General features: G+C 65.4%; 14 protein-coding genes and 1 tRNA gene. 9 read left to right on the top strand and 6 right to left on the bottom strand.

Going from position 1 to position 17,028, the window contains the following annotated elements:
• Window positions 1-14 precede the first annotated feature (14 nt).
• From KK488_RS08995 to KK488_RS09020, 6 genes are all read left to right on the top strand, one after another.
• Complete coding sequence (locus KK488_RS08995; protein WP_432653846.1) at window positions 15-1,118, top strand: flagellar basal body P-ring protein FlgI; 1,104 nt, start codon at window positions 15-17, stop codon at window positions 1,116-1,118.
• The gene (locus KK488_RS09000) at window positions 1,115-1,432 is read left to right on the top strand and encodes a rod-binding protein (protein WP_214622828.1); all 318 of its coding nucleotides are present in this window, start codon (window positions 1,115-1,117) and stop codon (window positions 1,430-1,432) included. The genes KK488_RS08995 and KK488_RS09000 overlap by 4 nt, the downstream gene beginning before the upstream one ends.
• A complete protein-coding gene (flgK, locus tag KK488_RS09005; protein ID WP_214622829.1) occupies window positions 1,429-2,763 on the top strand; it encodes a flagellar hook-associated protein FlgK in 1,335 nt (444 codons plus the stop codon). The genes KK488_RS09000 and flgK overlap by 4 nt, the downstream gene beginning before the upstream one ends.
• A gap of 25 nt (window positions 2,764-2,788) precedes the next feature.
• Window positions 2,789-3,625, top strand: coding sequence for a flagellin (locus KK488_RS09010; RefSeq protein ID WP_214622830.1), 837 nt, complete (start codon window positions 2,789-2,791; stop codon window positions 3,623-3,625).
• A 227-nt stretch (window positions 3,626-3,852) separates the two neighbouring features.
• On the top strand, window positions 3,853-4,716 hold the full coding sequence (motA, locus tag KK488_RS09015; protein WP_214622831.1) for a flagellar motor stator protein MotA: 864 nt from the start codon (window positions 3,853-3,855) through the stop codon (window positions 4,714-4,716).
• A 25-nt stretch (window positions 4,717-4,741) separates the two neighbouring features.
• The gene (locus KK488_RS09020) at window positions 4,742-5,881 is read left to right on the top strand and encodes a flagellar motor protein MotB (protein WP_214622832.1); all 1,140 of its coding nucleotides are present in this window, start codon (window positions 4,742-4,744) and stop codon (window positions 5,879-5,881) included.
• 131 nt (window positions 5,882-6,012) lie between these two features.
• Here KK488_RS09020 and KK488_RS09025 read toward each other — a convergent pair whose 3' ends face one another.
• The 5 genes from KK488_RS09025 to KK488_RS09045 form a co-directional block, all read right to left on the bottom strand.
• Window positions 6,013-6,711: a hypothetical protein gene (locus KK488_RS09025; RefSeq protein ID WP_214622833.1), complete on the bottom strand. Its 699-nt coding sequence runs from the start codon at window positions 6,709-6,711 to the stop codon at window positions 6,013-6,015.
• A 399-nt stretch (window positions 6,712-7,110) separates the two neighbouring features.
• Window positions 7,111-8,478, bottom strand: coding sequence for an ATP-binding protein (locus KK488_RS09030; RefSeq protein ID WP_250890206.1), 1,368 nt, complete (start codon window positions 8,476-8,478; stop codon window positions 7,111-7,113).
• Window positions 8,475-9,200, bottom strand: a complete 726-nt coding sequence (locus KK488_RS09035; RefSeq protein WP_214622834.1) for a response regulator — start codon at window positions 9,198-9,200, stop codon at window positions 8,475-8,477. The genes KK488_RS09030 and KK488_RS09035 overlap by 4 nt, the downstream gene beginning before the upstream one ends.
• A gap of 185 nt (window positions 9,201-9,385) precedes the next feature.
• The gene (locus tag KK488_RS09040) at window positions 9,386-10,057 is read right to left on the bottom strand and encodes an EF-hand domain-containing protein (protein ID WP_214622835.1); all 672 of its coding nucleotides are present in this window, start codon (window positions 10,055-10,057) and stop codon (window positions 9,386-9,388) included.
• A 139-nt stretch (window positions 10,058-10,196) separates the two neighbouring features.
• Window positions 10,197-11,948 (bottom strand): sensor domain-containing diguanylate cyclase, encoded by a 1,752-nt coding sequence (locus KK488_RS09045; RefSeq protein ID WP_214622836.1) that lies wholly within the window; start codon window positions 11,946-11,948, stop codon window positions 10,197-10,199.
• Between the two features lie 238 nt (window positions 11,949-12,186).
• Here KK488_RS09045 and KK488_RS09050 point away from each other — a divergent pair.
• From KK488_RS09050 to KK488_RS09060, 3 genes are all read left to right on the top strand, one after another.
• Window positions 12,187-12,260 (top strand) — tRNA-Gly (locus KK488_RS09050).
• A gap of 76 nt (window positions 12,261-12,336) precedes the next feature.
• A complete protein-coding gene (locus KK488_RS09055; RefSeq protein WP_214622837.1) occupies window positions 12,337-12,552 on the top strand; it encodes a hypothetical protein in 216 nt (71 codons plus the stop codon).
• A 31-nt stretch (window positions 12,553-12,583) separates the two neighbouring features.
• On the top strand, window positions 12,584-13,624 hold the full coding sequence (locus tag KK488_RS09060) for a LysR family transcriptional regulator (protein WP_214622838.1): 1,041 nt from the start codon (window positions 12,584-12,586) through the stop codon (window positions 13,622-13,624).
• 25 nt (window positions 13,625-13,649) lie between these two features.
• On the opposite strand, the gene KK488_RS09065 is transcribed toward KK488_RS09060, so the two are convergent.
• The gene (locus KK488_RS09065; RefSeq protein ID WP_214622839.1) at window positions 13,650-16,964 is read right to left on the bottom strand and encodes a trifunctional glycoside hydrolase family 18/polysaccharide deacetylase/glycosyltransferase family 2 protein; all 3,315 of its coding nucleotides are present in this window, start codon (window positions 16,962-16,964) and stop codon (window positions 13,650-13,652) included.
• Between the last annotated feature and the right edge of the window lie 64 nt (window positions 16,965-17,028).

Genomic DNA, 17,028 nt, shown 5'->3' on the forward strand with positions numbered 1-17,028 from the left:
TAATGCTGACCCGGATGCTGAGCTGGCTCGTCGCGCTCGTCATTATCGCCGGCTTGCAACTCGCCGCGCCCAAGGCGCATGCCGAGCGGATCAAGGACATTGGCAATTTCGAGGGGCTGCGCACCAACCAGCTGATCGGCTATGGCGTCGTCGTCGGCCTGGCTGGCACGGGCGACGATAGCCTGGATTACGCCACGCAGGGGGTGAAGGGCGTGATCTCGCGTTTCGGCCTCACGCTGCCGCCCGGGGTCAATCCCGCGCTCAAGAATGCCGCGGCCGTGCTGGTGACCGCCGAGCTGCCCGCGTTCGGGAAGCCCGGCCAGCGGCTCGACGTCACCGTCTCGGCGCTTGGCAAGGCCAAGTCGCTGCGCGGCGGCACGCTCGTGCTGACCCCGCTGCGCGGCGCCGATGGCGAAATCTATGCGATGTCGCAGGGCAATCTGGCCGTGGGTGGCCTCGGCGTCTCCGGCGCGGACGGCTCGCAGCTTTCGGTCAACGTGCCCTCGGCCGGCCGCATCCCGGGTGGCGCCTCGATCGAGCGCGCCGTCGCGACCGGTTTCGAGACCAGCCCGAGCCTGACCTTCAACCTTGCCGAAGCCGATCTCACCACCGCACTGCGCGTGGCCGACGCGATCAATCTCGCGTTCGGCGATCAGCGCGCCAAGGCGCAGGACGGCGTCTCGATCAAGATCGCCGCGCCGCAGGGCGGCGAAGCGCGCATCATGATGATGGGCCTGATCGAGAATATCCTGGTGAAGCCCGCTGATCCGCCGGCCAAGGTGATCGTCAACGCCCGCACCGGCACGGTCGTGATCAACGGCGGCGTGCGGATCAGCCCGGCGGCCGTCAGCCACGGCAAGCTCACGGTCACGGTCAAGGAATCTCCGCGCATTGTGCAGCCGGCGCCCTTTTCCAAGGGGGAGACGGCGGTCGAGCCGTCCAGCGCCATCACGGCTCAGGAAGAAAAGAATCCGATGTTTCTATTTAAGGGTGGGGCGTCCCTGTCCGATATTGTGAAGGCGGTGAATGCCGTCGGTGCCTCGCCATCGGATCTCGTGGAAATCCTCGAGGCACTCAAGCAGGCGGGTGCCATGAAAGCGGAGCTGGAAATCATATGACGCAAGTTTCTGGCATTGGTTCCGGCACCGCGACGCTCGCGACGGCTTCGGCCGGCACGGGCGTCCAGCCGGACGCGCGCGCCCGGGAGCGCGCTGAACTCGCGAAAACGGCCAGGGCGTTCGAGGCGATCTTCACGCGCCAGCTCATGGGCTCGATGCGCAAGGCGGGGCTGGGCGAGGACATCGCCGGCAGCAGCGCCGTCGACCAGTTCCAGGAGCTCTCGGACGCCAAGATGGCGGATGGCATGGCCAGCCAGGGCGGCCTCGGTATCGCCAATCTGATCCTCCAGCAGCTCGATAAGAAGACGCCATGACAGCGACGGATCTTTACGGGATCGGCGTCTCCGGCGCGCGCGCCTATCAGGCGGCGATGGGCGCGATCTCGAACAACATCGCGAACACCGACACGACCGGCTACAGCCGGCGCGGCGTCGAGATCCGGGAATCGCCCGCCGGCTCGGGCACGACGATCTACTATCGCTCAGGCATGGCCTATGGCGGCGTGATGATCGGCAATGTCGTGCGGTATCAGGACGACTATCTCGACGCTGCCGCCCGCAGCACCAGCACCGCCCTTGGCAGCGCGGATCAGCGCGCGCAGTGGATGGGCGACATCGAGACCGCGCTGAACGACGGCTCCCTGGGTGTCGGCCAGCGCATGACGGCGATGTTCTCGGCCGTCGAGCGCCTGGCGTCGAACCCGACCGATACGACCCTGCGCACCAATGTCCTCTTCTCCTTCGAGCAGGTCAACACGGCGTTCAGGCAGTCGCGTACGGACATGGTCGCGGTCCAGGATGGCATCGGCAAGGGCGCCGATAACGAGACCGCAGCCCTCAATGACGCGCTCAAGCAGCTTGCCGCCGCCAACGAAGGCCTGCGCCGCTCGGCGGACGGCACGGCGGCCCATGTCGCGCTGCTGGATTCCCGCGATCAGGCGCTGGCCGAGGTGTCGAAGCGTCTCAACGTGACCGTCGAATATGGCGCGAACGATGTCGCCAACGTCAAATATGGCTCGGATTATCTCGTCCAGAATGTGTCGGCGTCGAGCGTGGACGTCACGCACAACACGGATGGCACGATCCAGTTCTCGGTCGGCGGCACGGCCATCGCCGATCCGACCTCCGGCTCGCTCGGTGGCCTTGTGAGCAGCGCCGAGACAGCGCGCGACCGGCTTACCGATCTCGACAATCTCGCCAAGCAATATGTGAGCGACGTCAACACCTGGCACACCGCCGGCAAGACGGCCGGCGGCGCGGCGGGCCAGCCGATGCTGTCGGGCACGGACGCCAGCAACCTCCAGGTATTGATCAGCGATCCGGCCGATCTCGCCGGTGCCTCGACCAGCGGCGTCGCCAACGGCAACCTGATCAACATCAGCTCGATCCGGGGATCGGGCGGCATGGAAGACAAATGGACGGCCCTGGTCTCGTCTCATGCCAATGTCGTCAACGCGACGCTGGCCGAGCAGACGGCCGCCTCCAGTCGCGACCAGATGGCCCAATCGGCGCGCGCCGACGTCAGTGGCGTGAATCTGGATCGGGAAGCCGCCGATCTCCTGCGCTATCAGCAGGCCTATCAGGCCTGCGCCAAAATCATCCAGGTCGCGAACCAGATCATGGATTCCATCTTCCAGGTCGTCTGACGGCACAAGCGAGAGATACAGCGTCATGGTTTTCATCACCTCCCAATCGATCAGTGCCGAGATCAACCGCCAGCAGCTGATGTCCAAGGAGATCGCGACCGAGCAGGGCAAGATCTCGAGCGGGCACAAGCTCAACCAGGCATCGGACAATCCGCAGGACTGGGTGCAGATTTCGCTCGTCGGCCGGCAGCAGTCGCTCACGACGGCGTGGCAGAGCAATCTCACCTTCGCCGATTCACGGTCGACGAAGGCGAGCGCGAACCTCAACGACATCAACACGCTGATGACCAAGGTGACGGATCTGCTGGTCACTTCCACCTCGACCTCGCAGGGGTCGCCAGGCCGCGAGGCCGTGGCGCAGCAACTGGAAGGCATCCGCCAGACCATCAACGATCTGCTCAACCAGACCGACTATCAGGGCCAGCCGGTGTTCGATGACACCAACACGGTCAACGTGCCGGTGGGCGCCGGCCTGTCCATCGAGGCGGTCGGAACCAGGCAGAGCATCGCCGACAATGCGGTGGGAACGCGCAGTCTCGACCAGGTGCTGTCCGATGCGATCACGGCGGTCCGCTCGGGTACGGACGCGGATCGGTCGGCGGCGCTGGCCGACACGCGCACAGCGCTCGACCATGTCATCGTGGCGCAATCGCTTCAGGGCGTGCGCGCCCAGCGCATCGAGGACATGGGCAATCGCCTGACCGACAACAGCCTTGCGCTGACCGAGCGACGCTCGACGCTCGAGGACACGGATCTCACCGAGACGATCACCAAGCTGCAGCAGAAGCTGACGACGCTGGAAGCGGCGCAGCAGGCCTTCGCGCGAATCAACCGGCAGACGCTCTTCGATCTGATTTCCTGACTTTCAGGATATTTTTCGCATTTTTCTTCCCGGGTGCGCCGGGCCGATCGCGCGATTGGCCCGGTTTTCGGCCGTCTCGGGCAGCCGAAGGGGGTGAAGTCCCCCATATATTTAAAGTCGCGGTAACCCTGAGCCTAAACCCTGTTTGAGGGGAGACGTTCTAGACAGGGCGCAAGCGACCGGTCCGTCCTGGATCGGCCACGGCTCGAAAGCGCGCGGGGAATAGAATGTTCGCAGGTATTGGTCTCGTCGTTCTGATCTTGATGGTTTTCGGTGGGTTCGCCTTCACCGGCGGCGATCTGGAACCTGTCCTTCATGCACTGCCTCACGAAATGCTCATCATTGGCGGTGCCGCCGTCGGCGCGCTGATCATCGGTAACTCGGGGTCGGACCTCAAGGCGCTGCTCGGCGGCTTTGTGAAGGTCTTCAAGGGCCCGCAGTTCAAGAAGCAGGATTATCTCGACTGCATCTTCCTCGTCAGCAAGCTGATGAAGACACTGCGCGTCGAAGGCCCCGTCGCGCTCGAGCCGCATATCGAGGATCCCAAGGCCTCCTCGATCTTCAGCGAATATCCCAAGCTCATGAAGGACAGCACGCTGATCCATCTGATCGCCGACACGCTGCGCCTGGTGGTCGTCTCCTCCGGCACGCTCGATCCGCACGCGGTCGAGGACGTCATGGATAATGCGCTCAAGACCCATCATCACGAGGCGATCAAGCCCGCCGACAATCTTCAGGGCCTGGCCGACGCGCTGCCGGCGCTCGGCATCGTCGCGGCCGTGCTCGGCGTGGTCAAGACCATGGGCTCGATCGACCAGCCGCCGGCCATCCTCGGCGCGATGATTGGCTCGGCGCTCGTCGGCACGTTCCTCGGCATTCTGCTCGCTTATGGCATGGTCAATCCCTTCGCCAATCGCTGCCGCTCGGTGATCGAGGCCGATGCCTCCATCTACCAGGTGGTGAAGCAGATCATCATCGCCTCGCTCCACGGCCATCCGCAGCCGCTGGTCATCGAAGCGGCGCGCTCGAACCTGAACCATGCGAACCAGCCGGCCTTCGCCGAGGTGTTCGACGGGCTTCGCGGTCGCTAAGCGCGGGAACGGGGGACGATAGATCATGGCGCAACCGCCCAAGAAACGCGCGAACGAGCCCGAGCCAAGGCCGATCATCGTCAAGAAGATCATTGCCGAAGCGCATGGCGGTCATCACGGCGGCGCCTGGAAGGTCGCCTATGCCGACTTCGTGACCGCCATGATGGCCTTCTTCCTGCTCATGTGGCTGCTCGGCGCGACCACCGAGAAGCAGCGCAAGGGCCTGGCCGACTATTTTACCCCCACACTCGTCCAGATGAAGATGGACAGCGCCGGCTCCAACGGCCTGTTCGGCGGCGACAGCCTGACCTCGAAGGGCAACCATCCGACCACTGGTGGCGAGGGCAATCTCGCCATCACGATCCCGCGCGACGCCACGGGCGTCAAGGACGTGGGCGGCGAGAACATGAAGAACAGCGATCGGCAGAAGTTCGAGCAGCTCAAGAGGGTCATCGAGAAGAAGATTCTCGAAGAGAAGGCGCTGCGTCGTCTGAAGAAGCACATCAAGTTCACCGAGACGCGCGAGGGCCTGCGCATCGACCTGATCGACGAGGCGGACTTCGCCATGTTCGCGATGGGCACCGACAGGCTGCTGCCTGAGGCGCACGAGCTGCTGGCGAAGGTCGCCCAGGTGATTGCCGGCGTCTCCAACGACGTGATCGTGACGGGCCACACGGATGGGCTGCCCTATTCGGCGGGGCGCAACATGAATAATTGGATGCTGTCCTCATCGCGCGCCGAGGCCACGCGGGCCGTGCTGGCGCAGAATGGCATTGGCAATCAACGCTTCCTGCGCATCGAGGGCGTCGCCGATCGTGAACCCTTCGTGGCCGCGGACCCTTATGACCCGCGCAACCGGCGCATGTCGGTCGTCCTTGCCTGGAGCAAGGGGCTGGACCGTCAGCTTGCCCGGGGCGCCGCAGGCGCGGGCGCGGGCGATCCCAAGGGCGACGAAGCGCAGGTGGAACTCGACGAACGCCGCCGCGGGATGATGCGCGACGAACGTATCGCGCTCAACGAGCAAGCCTTGCGCAAGATCGATCTCGGCAAGACGGCGTTGCCCACCGGGGCGACGATCATCAACCAGAGCCAGGTCAAGAGCGGCAAGGCCGCGCCCGGCAAAAGCGAGCCGACCCCGAAGAAGGCAGAGGGCGGGCATCACTAGGTCGCGTGGGCAAATTCGAACGACGGGTATCCCGCATTTTGACCCAAAAGCCGACGGTCGGGAGGCGACGCCAAAGCGGACGTAGGAAAGCCGAAAGGCCTCCCAAAGAGTAGACCCAAGGCGACACGAAGCTAGGCCAAGCGTAGCTCCTCCCGCCGATTGCGAGCGATCCAGTCACGGGCTTGGTCGAGAAATGAGGAAACTGAGCCGTCGCTGTTGTGAGTGGTGAAACCACCAGCCTCCTGAATCAAAGGGTGGATAGCAGGATCAGCTATGCGACAAAGACGAGCGGCTCCGTCCAGATCATCCATCATGATGCGAACGCAAATAGCCAAAGCGCGGTACTGCCCGCGAAGGTGCTCTTCGTCGGGCAGCGCGGAGAGCATCGATGTAGTGGATATGCTTTGCAGCGCCTCAGCGGCGCGTCGATTGCCCCAGTCAAGAACCTCGGTCGCAAGTGGCTGCACTTGCATTGTGTTCGGCCCCACGTGGCCCTCCGTAGAAGGTGGACGTAGCACCCATGCGCCGGTCGCTCGAAAGGATAGCGGCAGCGCCTCATTCTCACTCAGACCGACGATGTTCCAAAATAGCGGGTCCAAAGCCATCGGCTTGACCATCATGCGGACAAGCGCGCCGCGCTCCCAAAGCAGGGAAGGCAGTATGCTGATGAACCAATCTCCAGTCTGCCGGAACACTCCGCCGCGAGCGAAACGCCAACCAGCGGCCCGCGACGCGCCTTTCAACGCAGCGTCAAAGTTTTTGCTACGTTGCTTCACAGCCTTTTTCTGTTCCCGCGTCAATTTGGCAGGCCATGCTGGGAGTTCGCTCATGCCGCCGATCTGTCATAGCCAAGGTCAGCTTTCTACCGCCTTCAATCAAAAGCGGCCGGCGAGCTTCCCACCCCGGTCTTGATCCGGGGTCTCGCTCTCCTGTGGAACGGGGAACTATGCCTGAACTTGTGAAAAAACAGCGGGACCCCGGGTCAAGCCCGGGGTGACGTCGGTGGGAGCAGCAAGGTCCGCCTTCCCAAGACTTTTCAGCCATCCGGCGTCGATTGCCGGCGCTTAAGAGGGGACAAGCATGACAGCTGGAATTCGTCCACGCGGCCCAAGGCGATCGATGGTCAGCGAGTTGCCTGCCTCTTTTCGTCATGCTGAAACAAGTTTGGGATGACCTCATTCCACGAAGGAGGGCCCTGCCGCGTTCAGACACCTGGATGTCGATCCGTCCTAGGGGACCAGCGGCAGGCTAAGTTCCGCCAGCAGGCCGCCTTCGGCGCGATTGCGCAGCTGGAATTGCCCGGCTTCGGCCGAGGCGATGGCGCGGACGATGGCGAGCCCGAGGCCGGTGCCGCCGGTGTCGCGGCTGCGCGAGCTTTCCATCCGGGTGAAGGGCTGGAGCATTTCCTCGATGCGATCCTCGGGAATGCCGGGGCCGTTGTCCGCTACCGACAGGATTGCCCGGTCCCTGTCGACGCGCAGCGACACATGCGCCTGGCCGCCATATTTCACGGCATTCTCGATGAGATTGGTGAGCGCCCGGCGAATGGCGCGAGGATGCACGTTGACCACTGCGCGCTGCATCTCGCTGCGCTCCACGGGCATGCCCATGTCCTCGAAGTCATCGAGTGCCGCATCGGCGAGCGCGGCCAGGTCGACGCGCTGCGGCGGCTCCCGGTCACGGCCGACGCGGGCCAGCGACAGGATATCGTCGAGCATCCTCTGCATCTCTTCGATCGTGGCGACCATGCGCTCGCGATCGCGGTCGTCCGGCACGCTCTCGGCGCGAACGCGCAGCGCCGTCAGGGGCGTGCGCAGGTCATGGCCGATCGCGCCCAGCATGTGGTCCTTCTCTTCCAGCATGGATCGGATGCGGTCCTGCATGGCATTGAAAGCCGTGGCGAGGCCGCGGACATCGTCCGGCCCGATCTCCGGGACGGGTGGCGCGCCCTCGGGCGTGCCGACACGGGTGGTTGCGGAGGTGAGGGCGCGCAGCGGCGCGGCAAGCCTGCGCGTGAACCAGACCAGGGGGATCAGCACGATGCCATAGAAGAACAGGGTCTGCACGACCACGCGCTGGAAGATGGGCTGCGCGATCGGCGCCGCGCGCGTGAAGACCGTCACCCAGCGGTCCGGCTTGAGCTTGACGCTGAGCTGGACCTGGATGCGCGGCGGGGACTGGCCATTGGCGCGGCCGAGAATGCGCGGCAGGCGGCGACGGCCCTGCGGCTCGTCCACGGCAGCCCGCACTTCGAGCGGGACCAGCCCGGCGGTGCGGAACAGCTCGTCGGCCCGCGCGGCTATCTCCGGGGCATCGTCGCCGCGCATCGGGGGCAATTCGGTCGAAACGCCGAGGCTGCGCACCGCGCGGTTGCGCTGGAAGGGATTGGCCGGCTCGCGCGGATCGAGCGCCTCGAGGATGCGGATCACGCCCGGCGCGGCGGCGACCGTGATCCACTGATTGCGCTGCGTCAGATAATAGAGGGAGAAGCTGATGAGCTGGACGAGCGCGAGCGAGGCGGCGACGACGAGGATCGTCTGGCCCGCGAGCGTGCGCGGCCGCATCCAGCCGATCAAGGCCATGGGGGTCCACGTCATTCGCGCGTCACATCGGCGGCGAACATATAGCCACCGCCCCACACCGTCTTGATCAGGCTGGGCGCGCGGGCATCATCCTCCAGCTTGCGGCGCAGGCGGCTGATCTGGTTGTCGATCGAGCGATCGAACGCATGCGCCTCGCGGCCCTGGGTGAGATCGAGCAGCTGGTCGCGGCTCAGGACTTGCCGTGGATGCGTCACGAAGGCCTGGAGCAGGCGGAAGTCGGCGGTGCTCAGCGGGATCGCGACCTCGTCCGGCCCGCTCAGCGTCCAGTCGTCGGCGCGCAGCGTCCAGCCCTCGAAGCGGTAGAGCGACGCGCCGCCGGCCGTCTCGCGGGGCGTGGTGCCGCCGCCGCCGGCGCGGCGCAGGATCGTCTTGATCCGCGCCACCAGCTCGCGCGGCGAGAAGGGCTTGAGCACATAGTCGTCGGCGCCCATCTCCAGCCCGACGATCCGGTCCGTCTCCTCGGTGCGGGCGGTCAGCAGGATGACCGGCATCTCGCCCTGCTCGCGGATCGAGCGGCAGAGGCTGAGGCCGTCCTCGCCCGGCATCATGACGTCGAGAACGACCAGCTCGATCGCGTTGCCGGCAAGGATCTTGCGCGCTTCGGCGGCGTTGGCGGCTTCCGAGACGCGAAAGCCCGAGCGCTGGAGATAGGAACCGAGCGGCTCGCGGATCGCGGCTTCGTCATCGACGAGGAGGAGGTGGGGCCGGGTGGACATTCGGACAGGGCTTTCCTGCGCAAGGGGTCGAACGGCTTGTGCGCAATCGCGACGATCTTGCAAGCGGGATGATGAGCGGAAGCGGGATCGGCAGCGCCTGGCCCGAAAGCTGCCGATGGGCGGAAAAGCGACAGGGACATGGCCGATCCGGCGGGCAGTGGACCCGCCGAACCGGCCATGCAGCCTCATTGCCCCGGGGGCGGGGGCGCGGGCCTGTTCGCCGGCGCAAAGCGGTCGCGCATTGCTTTGCGGGCGACGTCACGTTCGGCGGGAGATATCTTGCCGTCGTGATCGGTATCGGCCTTGTCGAAGCGGGCGAGGCCCGCATCGACGAACGCCGTCTTGGTGACCGGCTGGCCTTTGAAGCCGCCAAATCCGTCATGCATCATCGCGCCGCGCCCCATATGGCGGCGCATCGAGCGATGCGCGCGCATGCCGTGGCCGTCATGCTCGTTCCCATCCATGACGGGGCCGCGCGCGTCCGGGCTACCCATGCCGGGGTGATCCTGGCCGGGGCCGTGCGCCGCATCGAACTCCGCCTTGCTGATCGAGCCATTCTTGTCGGTGTCGAGCTGTGCGAACATGCGATCGCGCATCTCGGCGCGCATCTTCTGGCGGTCCGCCAGGCGCTTGGCCTTAAGCTCCTCGGGCGTCACGGTGCCGTCGTGATTGGCGTCGGTGGCGTCGAAGCGCTGCTCGAGCTGGGCTTTTAACTCGGCGCGGTTGGCCGGCGGCGCCATGACCGGCCCGCCCATTCCCCGCATAGCCGGAGGAGGGGCGGGCGGTTGGGCAAGGGCGGCGGCGCCGAGGGAGAGCAGACCGGCACCCAGGAGAAGCATATGGGGGCGATGCGACATGTTCGTTCCTCACCTAAGTCGGCGCAACAGGGGGAGGGCGCCGAGTCAAAGGTGTAGACGCGATATGTCTCCGGATTTTGTCGGACACACGCGAATTTGTATCAAATTGTCGCCAGTGTGCTCGATCGGGAGAGATGCGCTAGCCCGCGACCACCCGGTTCCGGCCGCCGCGTTTGGCTTCATAGAGCGCGACGTCGGCCTCGTGGATCAGATCGTCGGCCGAAAGTCCTGCCCGGAAGCGCGATACACCGCAGCTGATGGCGGTGCGCAGGCTGTTGCCCGAGGGGAGCGCGACCGGTTCGGCATTGACCGACGTGACAATGCGCGCACAGATTTCCTGCACCGTTTCCCAATGAGGCGTCGCGAGGAGGATGACGAATTCGTCGCCCCCCAACCGCCCGACCGCGTCGCTGGTGCGCACCTGTCCCGAGATGCGCTGCGCGATTTCCTTCAGCACGAGGTCGCCGACCTGATGCCCCCTGTTGTCGTTGATCAACTTGAAGCGGTCGACGTCGATTATCGCGACGCTGAGTGCGCCGGGTGCCGCGTTCAGCAGGGCATGGTCGAGCCGCGACCGGAATCCCGCCCGGTTGAGCAGGCCGGTGAGGCTGTCCGTCGTTGCGGTGCGCGAAAGGGAGAGTTCCTGGTTCTTGCGCGTGGTGACGTCGTGGATGGTGGCGATTGTGCCGACACAGCGGCCATCCTCGTCGAAATGGGCACGGAACACCGCCTCGAGCCATGCATCGTTGACCTTGACGGTCCGGAACTCGGCGGTGTGGCTCTGCGAGACGTCGTCGAGCGCATCATTATGGGCGCGGCGCAGTTCATACTGCCCTTCCTGCGACACGGTGGCGAAGGAGGCGCCGACCAGGGTCGCCGGATCGCGATCGAGCAGCACGTCGCTCGTACCGACGACGCGTTTGCAAATGCCATCAAGATCGAAGGAGATCAGCAGGATCGGCGAGCGGGAAGCCAGCAGGCGCAGCGACTGCTCGCTGTCCTGCAGCATCTGGACGAGTTGCCTGTGCTTGGCGAGGGCGGCGGCGATTGGCAACTGGAGCAGGAGCATCGCGGCAATGAACATCTGCACACCGTACACCTGCACGTCGGGATCGGGTGTCTGCGCCGCGATCGGGCCGAGGCCGGCTATCGTCACGCCGCCGCTGATGACCGCGACGATCGTCAGCGCGATCTTGCTGCCCAGCCAGCCGGCGCGGAACGTCGTCAGCATCATCGGGAGGATGACCAGGAACAGCAGAGGATAACGCGCCCAGAGGAAGACGTGGCACGTCGTCAGCGCGGTAAGGGCGAGAAGGCCGGCGAATTCGCCGCGGCGCTTCCAGTCCATCTCGGCGATGCCGCGCTGGAAATCCCCGCTGAGCAAGGTCATCACGAAGGGCGTGAAGATTAGCAGTCCGAGAGAATCGGCCAGGAACCAGCGCAGATAGCCTGCAACGATGGAATGCCCGAACAGATACCAGGCTGTCAGGGCACCGAAACAGGCGCTGGCGGCAGGCGCAAGCAGGCCCGACCAGAGCAGCATATGGCCTATCGAACGCGGTTCATGGCGGAGATATTGCTTGGTGTCGGATCGCAGACCGAGCGTCGCGACGACGAGCTCCACCAGATTCGACCCGGCATAGAGAAAGGGATCAGGCAGACCACCGCCCGTCGCCATGACGGCGAGACCATTGCCGATCATGCCGGCGACGATGAGCAGGACGGTCTCGCGGCGAGGTCGCAGCAACACCATAGCCAGCAGGACGGCGTTGGCAGGCCAGATCGGCGCGATGCCGCCATGGCTGTTCGTGAGCCTGATCGTCGCAGCGGCAATGATGAAATAGACGAGGCCCGCAAGCAGCGCGCCGCCTGCGCCGCCTATGACAGTCACGGTTGATTCATTCCGGCCCCGGTCCATCGCCCAGTCATGGGCCAGACAGGGTTGTCAGCCGGTTAATCATGATATGAAGGCGGGTGATATGAGCAAGAAAATTGCTCCTGGGGCGGATTTGCCGCAGGCCGGCCGGAAGAGAGGGGGGGCGGACCTGCAGTCGATTGCTTTGGCTGGCCGGCCCGCAACCCCATTGACCTGCCGCGCGACACTGTGGCAAGCGCCAGCTCCTGGACGCGCGGGTATAGCTCAATGGTAGAGCACTAGCCTTCCAAGCTTGTGATGCGGGTTCGATCCCCGCTACCCGCTCCAGCATGACTCCCATTTTGTCGTTGCTTGGCCCACCATGATGGGTTGCGTCAGTCTCATCGCCATGTAAGCTTATGAGATGGATGAAGAAATTCTCCCGAGCGATCCGCGCTATCCGAGCGAACTTGGGGAAATGGCGTGCGCGGAGTTCACAGCCAGGTGGTTGAATGAGCGCATCTTGACTCTGACCGTCTGGGATCCGGATGGTGTTGCGGCTGTGGGGCTCGCCGAGGCCCGCAAACTCCGGGACTGGCTCGAGAGGGCCATCGAGACAATGTCGTCAGCCCACGATTGACAGGCCCTCCGATAAGCAGCACCTGTTCGCCATGGATCGGATCACATTGCGTCAGCTCGAAGCGCTCGACATGATCGCGCGTGAGGGCAGTTTCCGAGCGGCGGCGCGCGCGCTGGGCGTCTCGCAGGTCGCGGTGAGCGATCATATCAAGCAGCTCGAGGCTCGGCTGGGCGTCAGCCTATTCGATCGTGAACGGGGCGGGAAGGGGCGGCTCTCCGCGGCGGGCGAGGCGGCGCTGGGCCGAGCGCGGCTGATTCTGGCCGATTGCGACGCGCTGGTTTCGAACATGCGCGATTTCGTGGCGCAGGACACAGGACGGCCTGTGCCCAAGCTGGCTGCGCAGGCCGCCGTGCCATTGCCGATTCCGGCCGAGCATCGCCCGGTCGAGATTGCTATCGCGCCGGAAATGCCGGTGGAACCGAAGCCAGCCCCCCACGCCGCCATTCCGCCGGTGCCGAGCGATCAGCCGATCATGATCGGCACGCACGCGTCCATCCTTGCGCGCTTTCAGGACAAGCTCGCCGCATTCGAGGACGCTTTTCCCAATCGGCCGGTTTCGGTCGACTTCAACTGCTTTGTGGCAGATCGCGTTGCGCTGGCCCTCTCAACCGGAGACATCTCGATCGCCTATTTCTATGCGCTCGGCGAGACCCGCGTATTCCCCTCCGACTATCTCTGGAGTGAGCAATGGGCGCTCTATGTCGCGCCCAGTCACCGCCTGGCTGATCGCGAGTTTGTCAACCGCGAGGATCTGTTGCTGGAGGGGCTGGTCAGCTTCACGGCGGGCAACCGTCTGCGACCCTTGCTGGAGGCATGTCTCGCGGAAGGCGGCCTGGGCAAGCTGCCATTCGTCGTCGAGAGCGACGATTATAGACTGCTCGTAGAGCAGACGCTGGAAGGGCAGGGCATCCTGCCTCTCTTCGGTGCGGCAGCGGCGCGGATCGGCGGATCGTCAGGGCTCAGGCGGTTGCCTTATGTCGATCCGATTCCTGCGATCGAAGTGCGCCGCGTCGTGCATCCGAACCTGGCCGAGGACGATGAGGTCCAGGCGCTGGTTGCGACGCTGCAATAAGCGAAACCGGCAGGTCCGCGCGGCTTCAGCCGGCCGGGGTGACGGTGACGCTGCCCGTGCGCTCGAGCTTGCCCCAGCCCACCACGCGGCCGCGCAGCGCGGCGGCAATCGAGCGCAGAACGACGCCGTACATGAGCTGGCGATAGACGAAGCGCTGGGCGATCATCAGCAGGCCGGGAAAGCGCTGCCTGGTTGGCTCCAGACGATAGGCGATCCACCCCGCGATCAGATCGACCGAGACGAATATGGCCCAATAGACCCCCATGCGCAGCACGTCGCTCTGGGTCTGGTCCCAGCCATGCTGGTGGACACGGATGATTGTGCCGACGATTGAGAGAAGCAGCGCCAGATCGATGATCGGCGACAAGGCGGCGAAGACGATCTGGAACAGCCAGGCCTGCGGCATGCCGAACCAGGCGAGGCCGCGCGGGCGGCCTTTCTTGAGCACCTCGCGATGTTTCCACAGGCACTGGAGCGTGCCGAACGACCAGCGATAACGCTGCTTTCCGAGCGCGCGCAGTGTCTCGGGCGCCTCGGTGAGCGCGATCGCCTCGACATCATATTCCACCCACCAGCCGAGGCGCTGGATGGCGATGGTCAGATCCTGGTCCTCGGCGAGCGTATCCTCGGGATAACCTCCGACCTCGTCGAGCGCGGCACGGCGCCAGGCACCGACGGCGCCGGGGACGACGGTGATCGCCTTCAGCGCATCCAGCGCGCGCCGCTCGACATTCTGCGCGGTGACATATTCGATCGCCTGCCAGCGAGTGACCAGATTGACCTTGTTTCCGACGCGCGCATTGCCGGCGACCGCGCCGATGCGCGGATTGGCGAACCAGCGTACCAGTTTGGCGATCGTGTCGGGCAGGAACTGGGTGTCGGCGTCCAGCGCGATGATGATCTCGCCGCTGGCGTGGCCCAGCGCCCGATTGAGCGCACTCGCCTTGCCGCCATTCACGAGAGTGAGCAGGCGCACACGCGGATCGGCGCCATAATGCCTGGCGACGAGTGCGCTGGTCGCGTCTTTGGAGCCGTCGTCGGCGATGATCAGCTCCAGCGCGGGATAGTCGCTCGCCAGCACCCGCGTGATGGAATCGACGATCACCTTCTCCTCATTATAGGCGGGGATGATGACCGAGACCTTCGGCTGCGGTGCGTTTGTCGGCGCGCGGTGGCTGGCCTTGCGGTCGATCAGCGCGAGCGTCGTCAGGAGCAAGGCACGTGCGATGCCGAGCGCGATGGCGAAGAAGAAGAGCCAGCGGATCGCATAACCGATCATGGCGAGCACGAGGAAGAAACCGACATCGGCCCGCACCGCGAGCAGATCGCTGCCTTTGACGATCGGCATCACCGCATCGCGCGAGAGGCCGGCAAGCTGGGAGACGGGGACGATCCGATAGCCTTCCGCGCGCAGCCGGTCGATGATGATCGGCAGCGCCGCGACCGTCTGATCGCGATTGCCGCCGCCGTCGTGGAGCAGCACGATGTTGCCGCTGCGCTCGTCATTGGCGGCGTGGACCTTGCGCATCGTGGCGTCGATGATTGCCTGGACGCCAGGCGTCTTCCAGTCGTCCGGATCAACGTGCAGCCCGACGATCGTGTAACCGTGCTGCTGAGCAATGGTTGCCGGCACCAGCTCGTCGGCCGTCGTCGGCTCGGCATCACCGAAATAGGGCGCACGGAACAAGCGGGTCGAGCGGCCGGTATAGGCCTCGATCAGCCGTTGGGTCGCATTGAGTTCGAGGGTCGTGCCAAGAGCAGTCTCCTCCGCCATATTCGGATGGGTGTAGCTGTGATTGCCGATCTCATGCCCGTCGCGGACGATGCGGCGAAGGATTTCTGGGTGCTCGAGGGCATTCTCGCCGATCAGGAAGAAAGTGGCCGGCGCATGCTTGCTGGCCAGCACATCGAGGATGCGCGGCGTATAGTCGGGGTCGGGACCATCGTCGAAGGTGAGGGCGATCGCGCGGCGATCGGCCGCACCGGTGCGTGTGACGCGATAGGGCGTGGGGAGTGTCGTGTAGCGCTCGGCGATCACGCTCCCGTCCTGCCCGAAGCCGACCGCGCGACGACCGCCCGTGGGAAGCGCGCTGATGCGCAGCAGCTCGCCGCTCCCTTCGACGTCGGTTCCCTGCGGCGGCGCGATCACTCCCAAACGGGGAGGGCGATGCTCTTTTGAGGCGGCGAGCGCTTCCCAGAAACCCGGATCCTCGCTGCCAAGCCGCCAGAGCGCGACGCCGCCGACGCCGTGAAGGAGCTGCAGCTGGTTCCAGCTCGTCGCGGCGTCCATCATCCAGACAACATGCCTGTGACCATCATCGTCGAACGCGAAGCCGCTGTTGCCGCTCGCCGGATCGAAGGTCGGCGTCGTCCCGCTGTCGGACGCGGACAGCCAGGCCTCGCCGATCGTCAGCGCGTCCGCGATGCCGTCGTGCCAGTCATAGCCGTAGCTGGCCAGCGCGACGATGAGCTTCTGCGCCGGGACCTTCTCCCGCGCCTCGGCGACCTGCGCCGCGAACCAGTCCTGCGAGGCGATCGGTCCGGATTCCCCGCCCTGCCAATGCTGGTCATAATCCATCAGCATGAGCTGATCGACCACCGCCGCGAAGGCGCGCATGTCCCACGCCGGCTCGCCGCCCGGCACGGTGAGCGCGAGGGTGAGGCCCGCCTTTGCGAAACGCGCATGGGCGCGGGCGAGAAAGGCGCGATAGAGTGGCAGCGCCCGATCCGGCAGATTCTCGATGTCGAACACCGCGCCCTGCCAGCGCGTCCTGACGACCGCGGCAATGGTATCGTCGATGAGCTTGTCGGACGCGGCGCGGTTCTGGAAGAGCCGCATCATGCCCGCCCCGTCCCACTGGCCCGCGGCGATGTTCTGCACCATCAGCATCACTCTGGGGCGATGCAGACGGCTGCGCAGCATCGCCCGCAGCGGCCCGTCCTGATGCGTGACGAGGCGGCCATGGGTCAGATCGACGACACCCTCGGCCGCGACCACCCAGTCCAGCTGGTCATAATGCGCGCGCAGGGACGAGGCGCTTTCGCTGTCCCAGGGCACGTAGAAGCCGACGGTCAGGCGCTTGCCGGGCGCGGCGCGGCTATGCCCGTTGGCGCCGAGCAGCCGCTGAACCCGGTGACGCAGGCGCGCGACATGCGTGCGGAACGGCAGGGCCTGCTCGCGCTCATGGCCGAACTGCAATGGCGAGGCGGCCGGTACATTGACGAGGGTCGCCGCGAAGACCGCCGCGCAGAGCAGGACGAGCAGGACGAGCAACGCGGTGGCGCGACCGACCAGGCGCCTGCGCCGTCCGGTGGCATCGAAGAAGATGGGCGAGGTCATCAGGCAGGATTTTCCGCGTTGCGAGCATCACCAAACGAGGTCGGACTGGCTCGGCAGCGGCCCG

The sequence above is a fragment of the Sphingobium nicotianae genome (genome assembly GCF_018603885.1).
GTDB lineage: Bacteria > Pseudomonadota > Alphaproteobacteria > Sphingomonadales > Sphingomonadaceae > Sphingobium > Sphingobium nicotianae.

Excerpts from the sequence above, each read along its gene's own strand:
- KK488_RS09060 (WP_214622838.1), top strand. The coding sequence starts at position 12,584 with ATGGATCGGATCACATTGCGTCAGCTCGAAGCGCTCGACATGATCGCG.
- KK488_RS09000 (WP_214622828.1), top strand. The coding sequence starts at position 1,115 with ATGACGCAAGTTTCTGGCATTGGTTCCGGCACCGCGACGCTCGCGACG.
- KK488_RS09055 (WP_214622837.1), top strand. The coding sequence starts at position 12,337 with ATGGATGAAGAAATTCTCCCGAGCGATCCGCGCTATCCGAGCGAACTT.
- KK488_RS09030 (WP_250890206.1), bottom strand. The coding sequence starts at position 8,478 with ATGACGTGGACCCCCATGGCCTTGATCGGCTGGATGCGGCCGCGCACG.
- KK488_RS09010 (WP_214622830.1), top strand. The coding sequence starts at position 2,789 with ATGGTTTTCATCACCTCCCAATCGATCAGTGCCGAGATCAACCGCCAG.
- KK488_RS09040 (WP_214622835.1), bottom strand. The coding sequence starts at position 10,057 with ATGTCGCATCGCCCCCATATGCTTCTCCTGGGTGCCGGTCTGCTCTCC.
- motA (WP_214622831.1), top strand. The coding sequence starts at position 3,853 with ATGTTCGCAGGTATTGGTCTCGTCGTTCTGATCTTGATGGTTTTCGGT.
- flgK (WP_214622829.1), top strand. The coding sequence starts at position 1,429 with ATGACAGCGACGGATCTTTACGGGATCGGCGTCTCCGGCGCGCGCGCC.
- KK488_RS09065 (WP_214622839.1), bottom strand. The coding sequence starts at position 16,964 with ATGACCTCGCCCATCTTCTTCGATGCCACCGGACGGCGCAGGCGCCTG.
- KK488_RS09025 (WP_214622833.1), bottom strand. The coding sequence starts at position 6,711 with ATGAGCGAACTCCCAGCATGGCCTGCCAAATTGACGCGGGAACAGAAA.
- KK488_RS08995 (WP_432653846.1), top strand. The coding sequence starts at position 15 with ATGCTGAGCTGGCTCGTCGCGCTCGTCATTATCGCCGGCTTGCAACTC.
- KK488_RS09035 (WP_214622834.1), bottom strand. The coding sequence starts at position 9,200 with ATGTCCACCCGGCCCCACCTCCTCCTCGTCGATGACGAAGCCGCGATC.
- KK488_RS09020 (WP_214622832.1), top strand. The coding sequence starts at position 4,742 with ATGGCGCAACCGCCCAAGAAACGCGCGAACGAGCCCGAGCCAAGGCCG.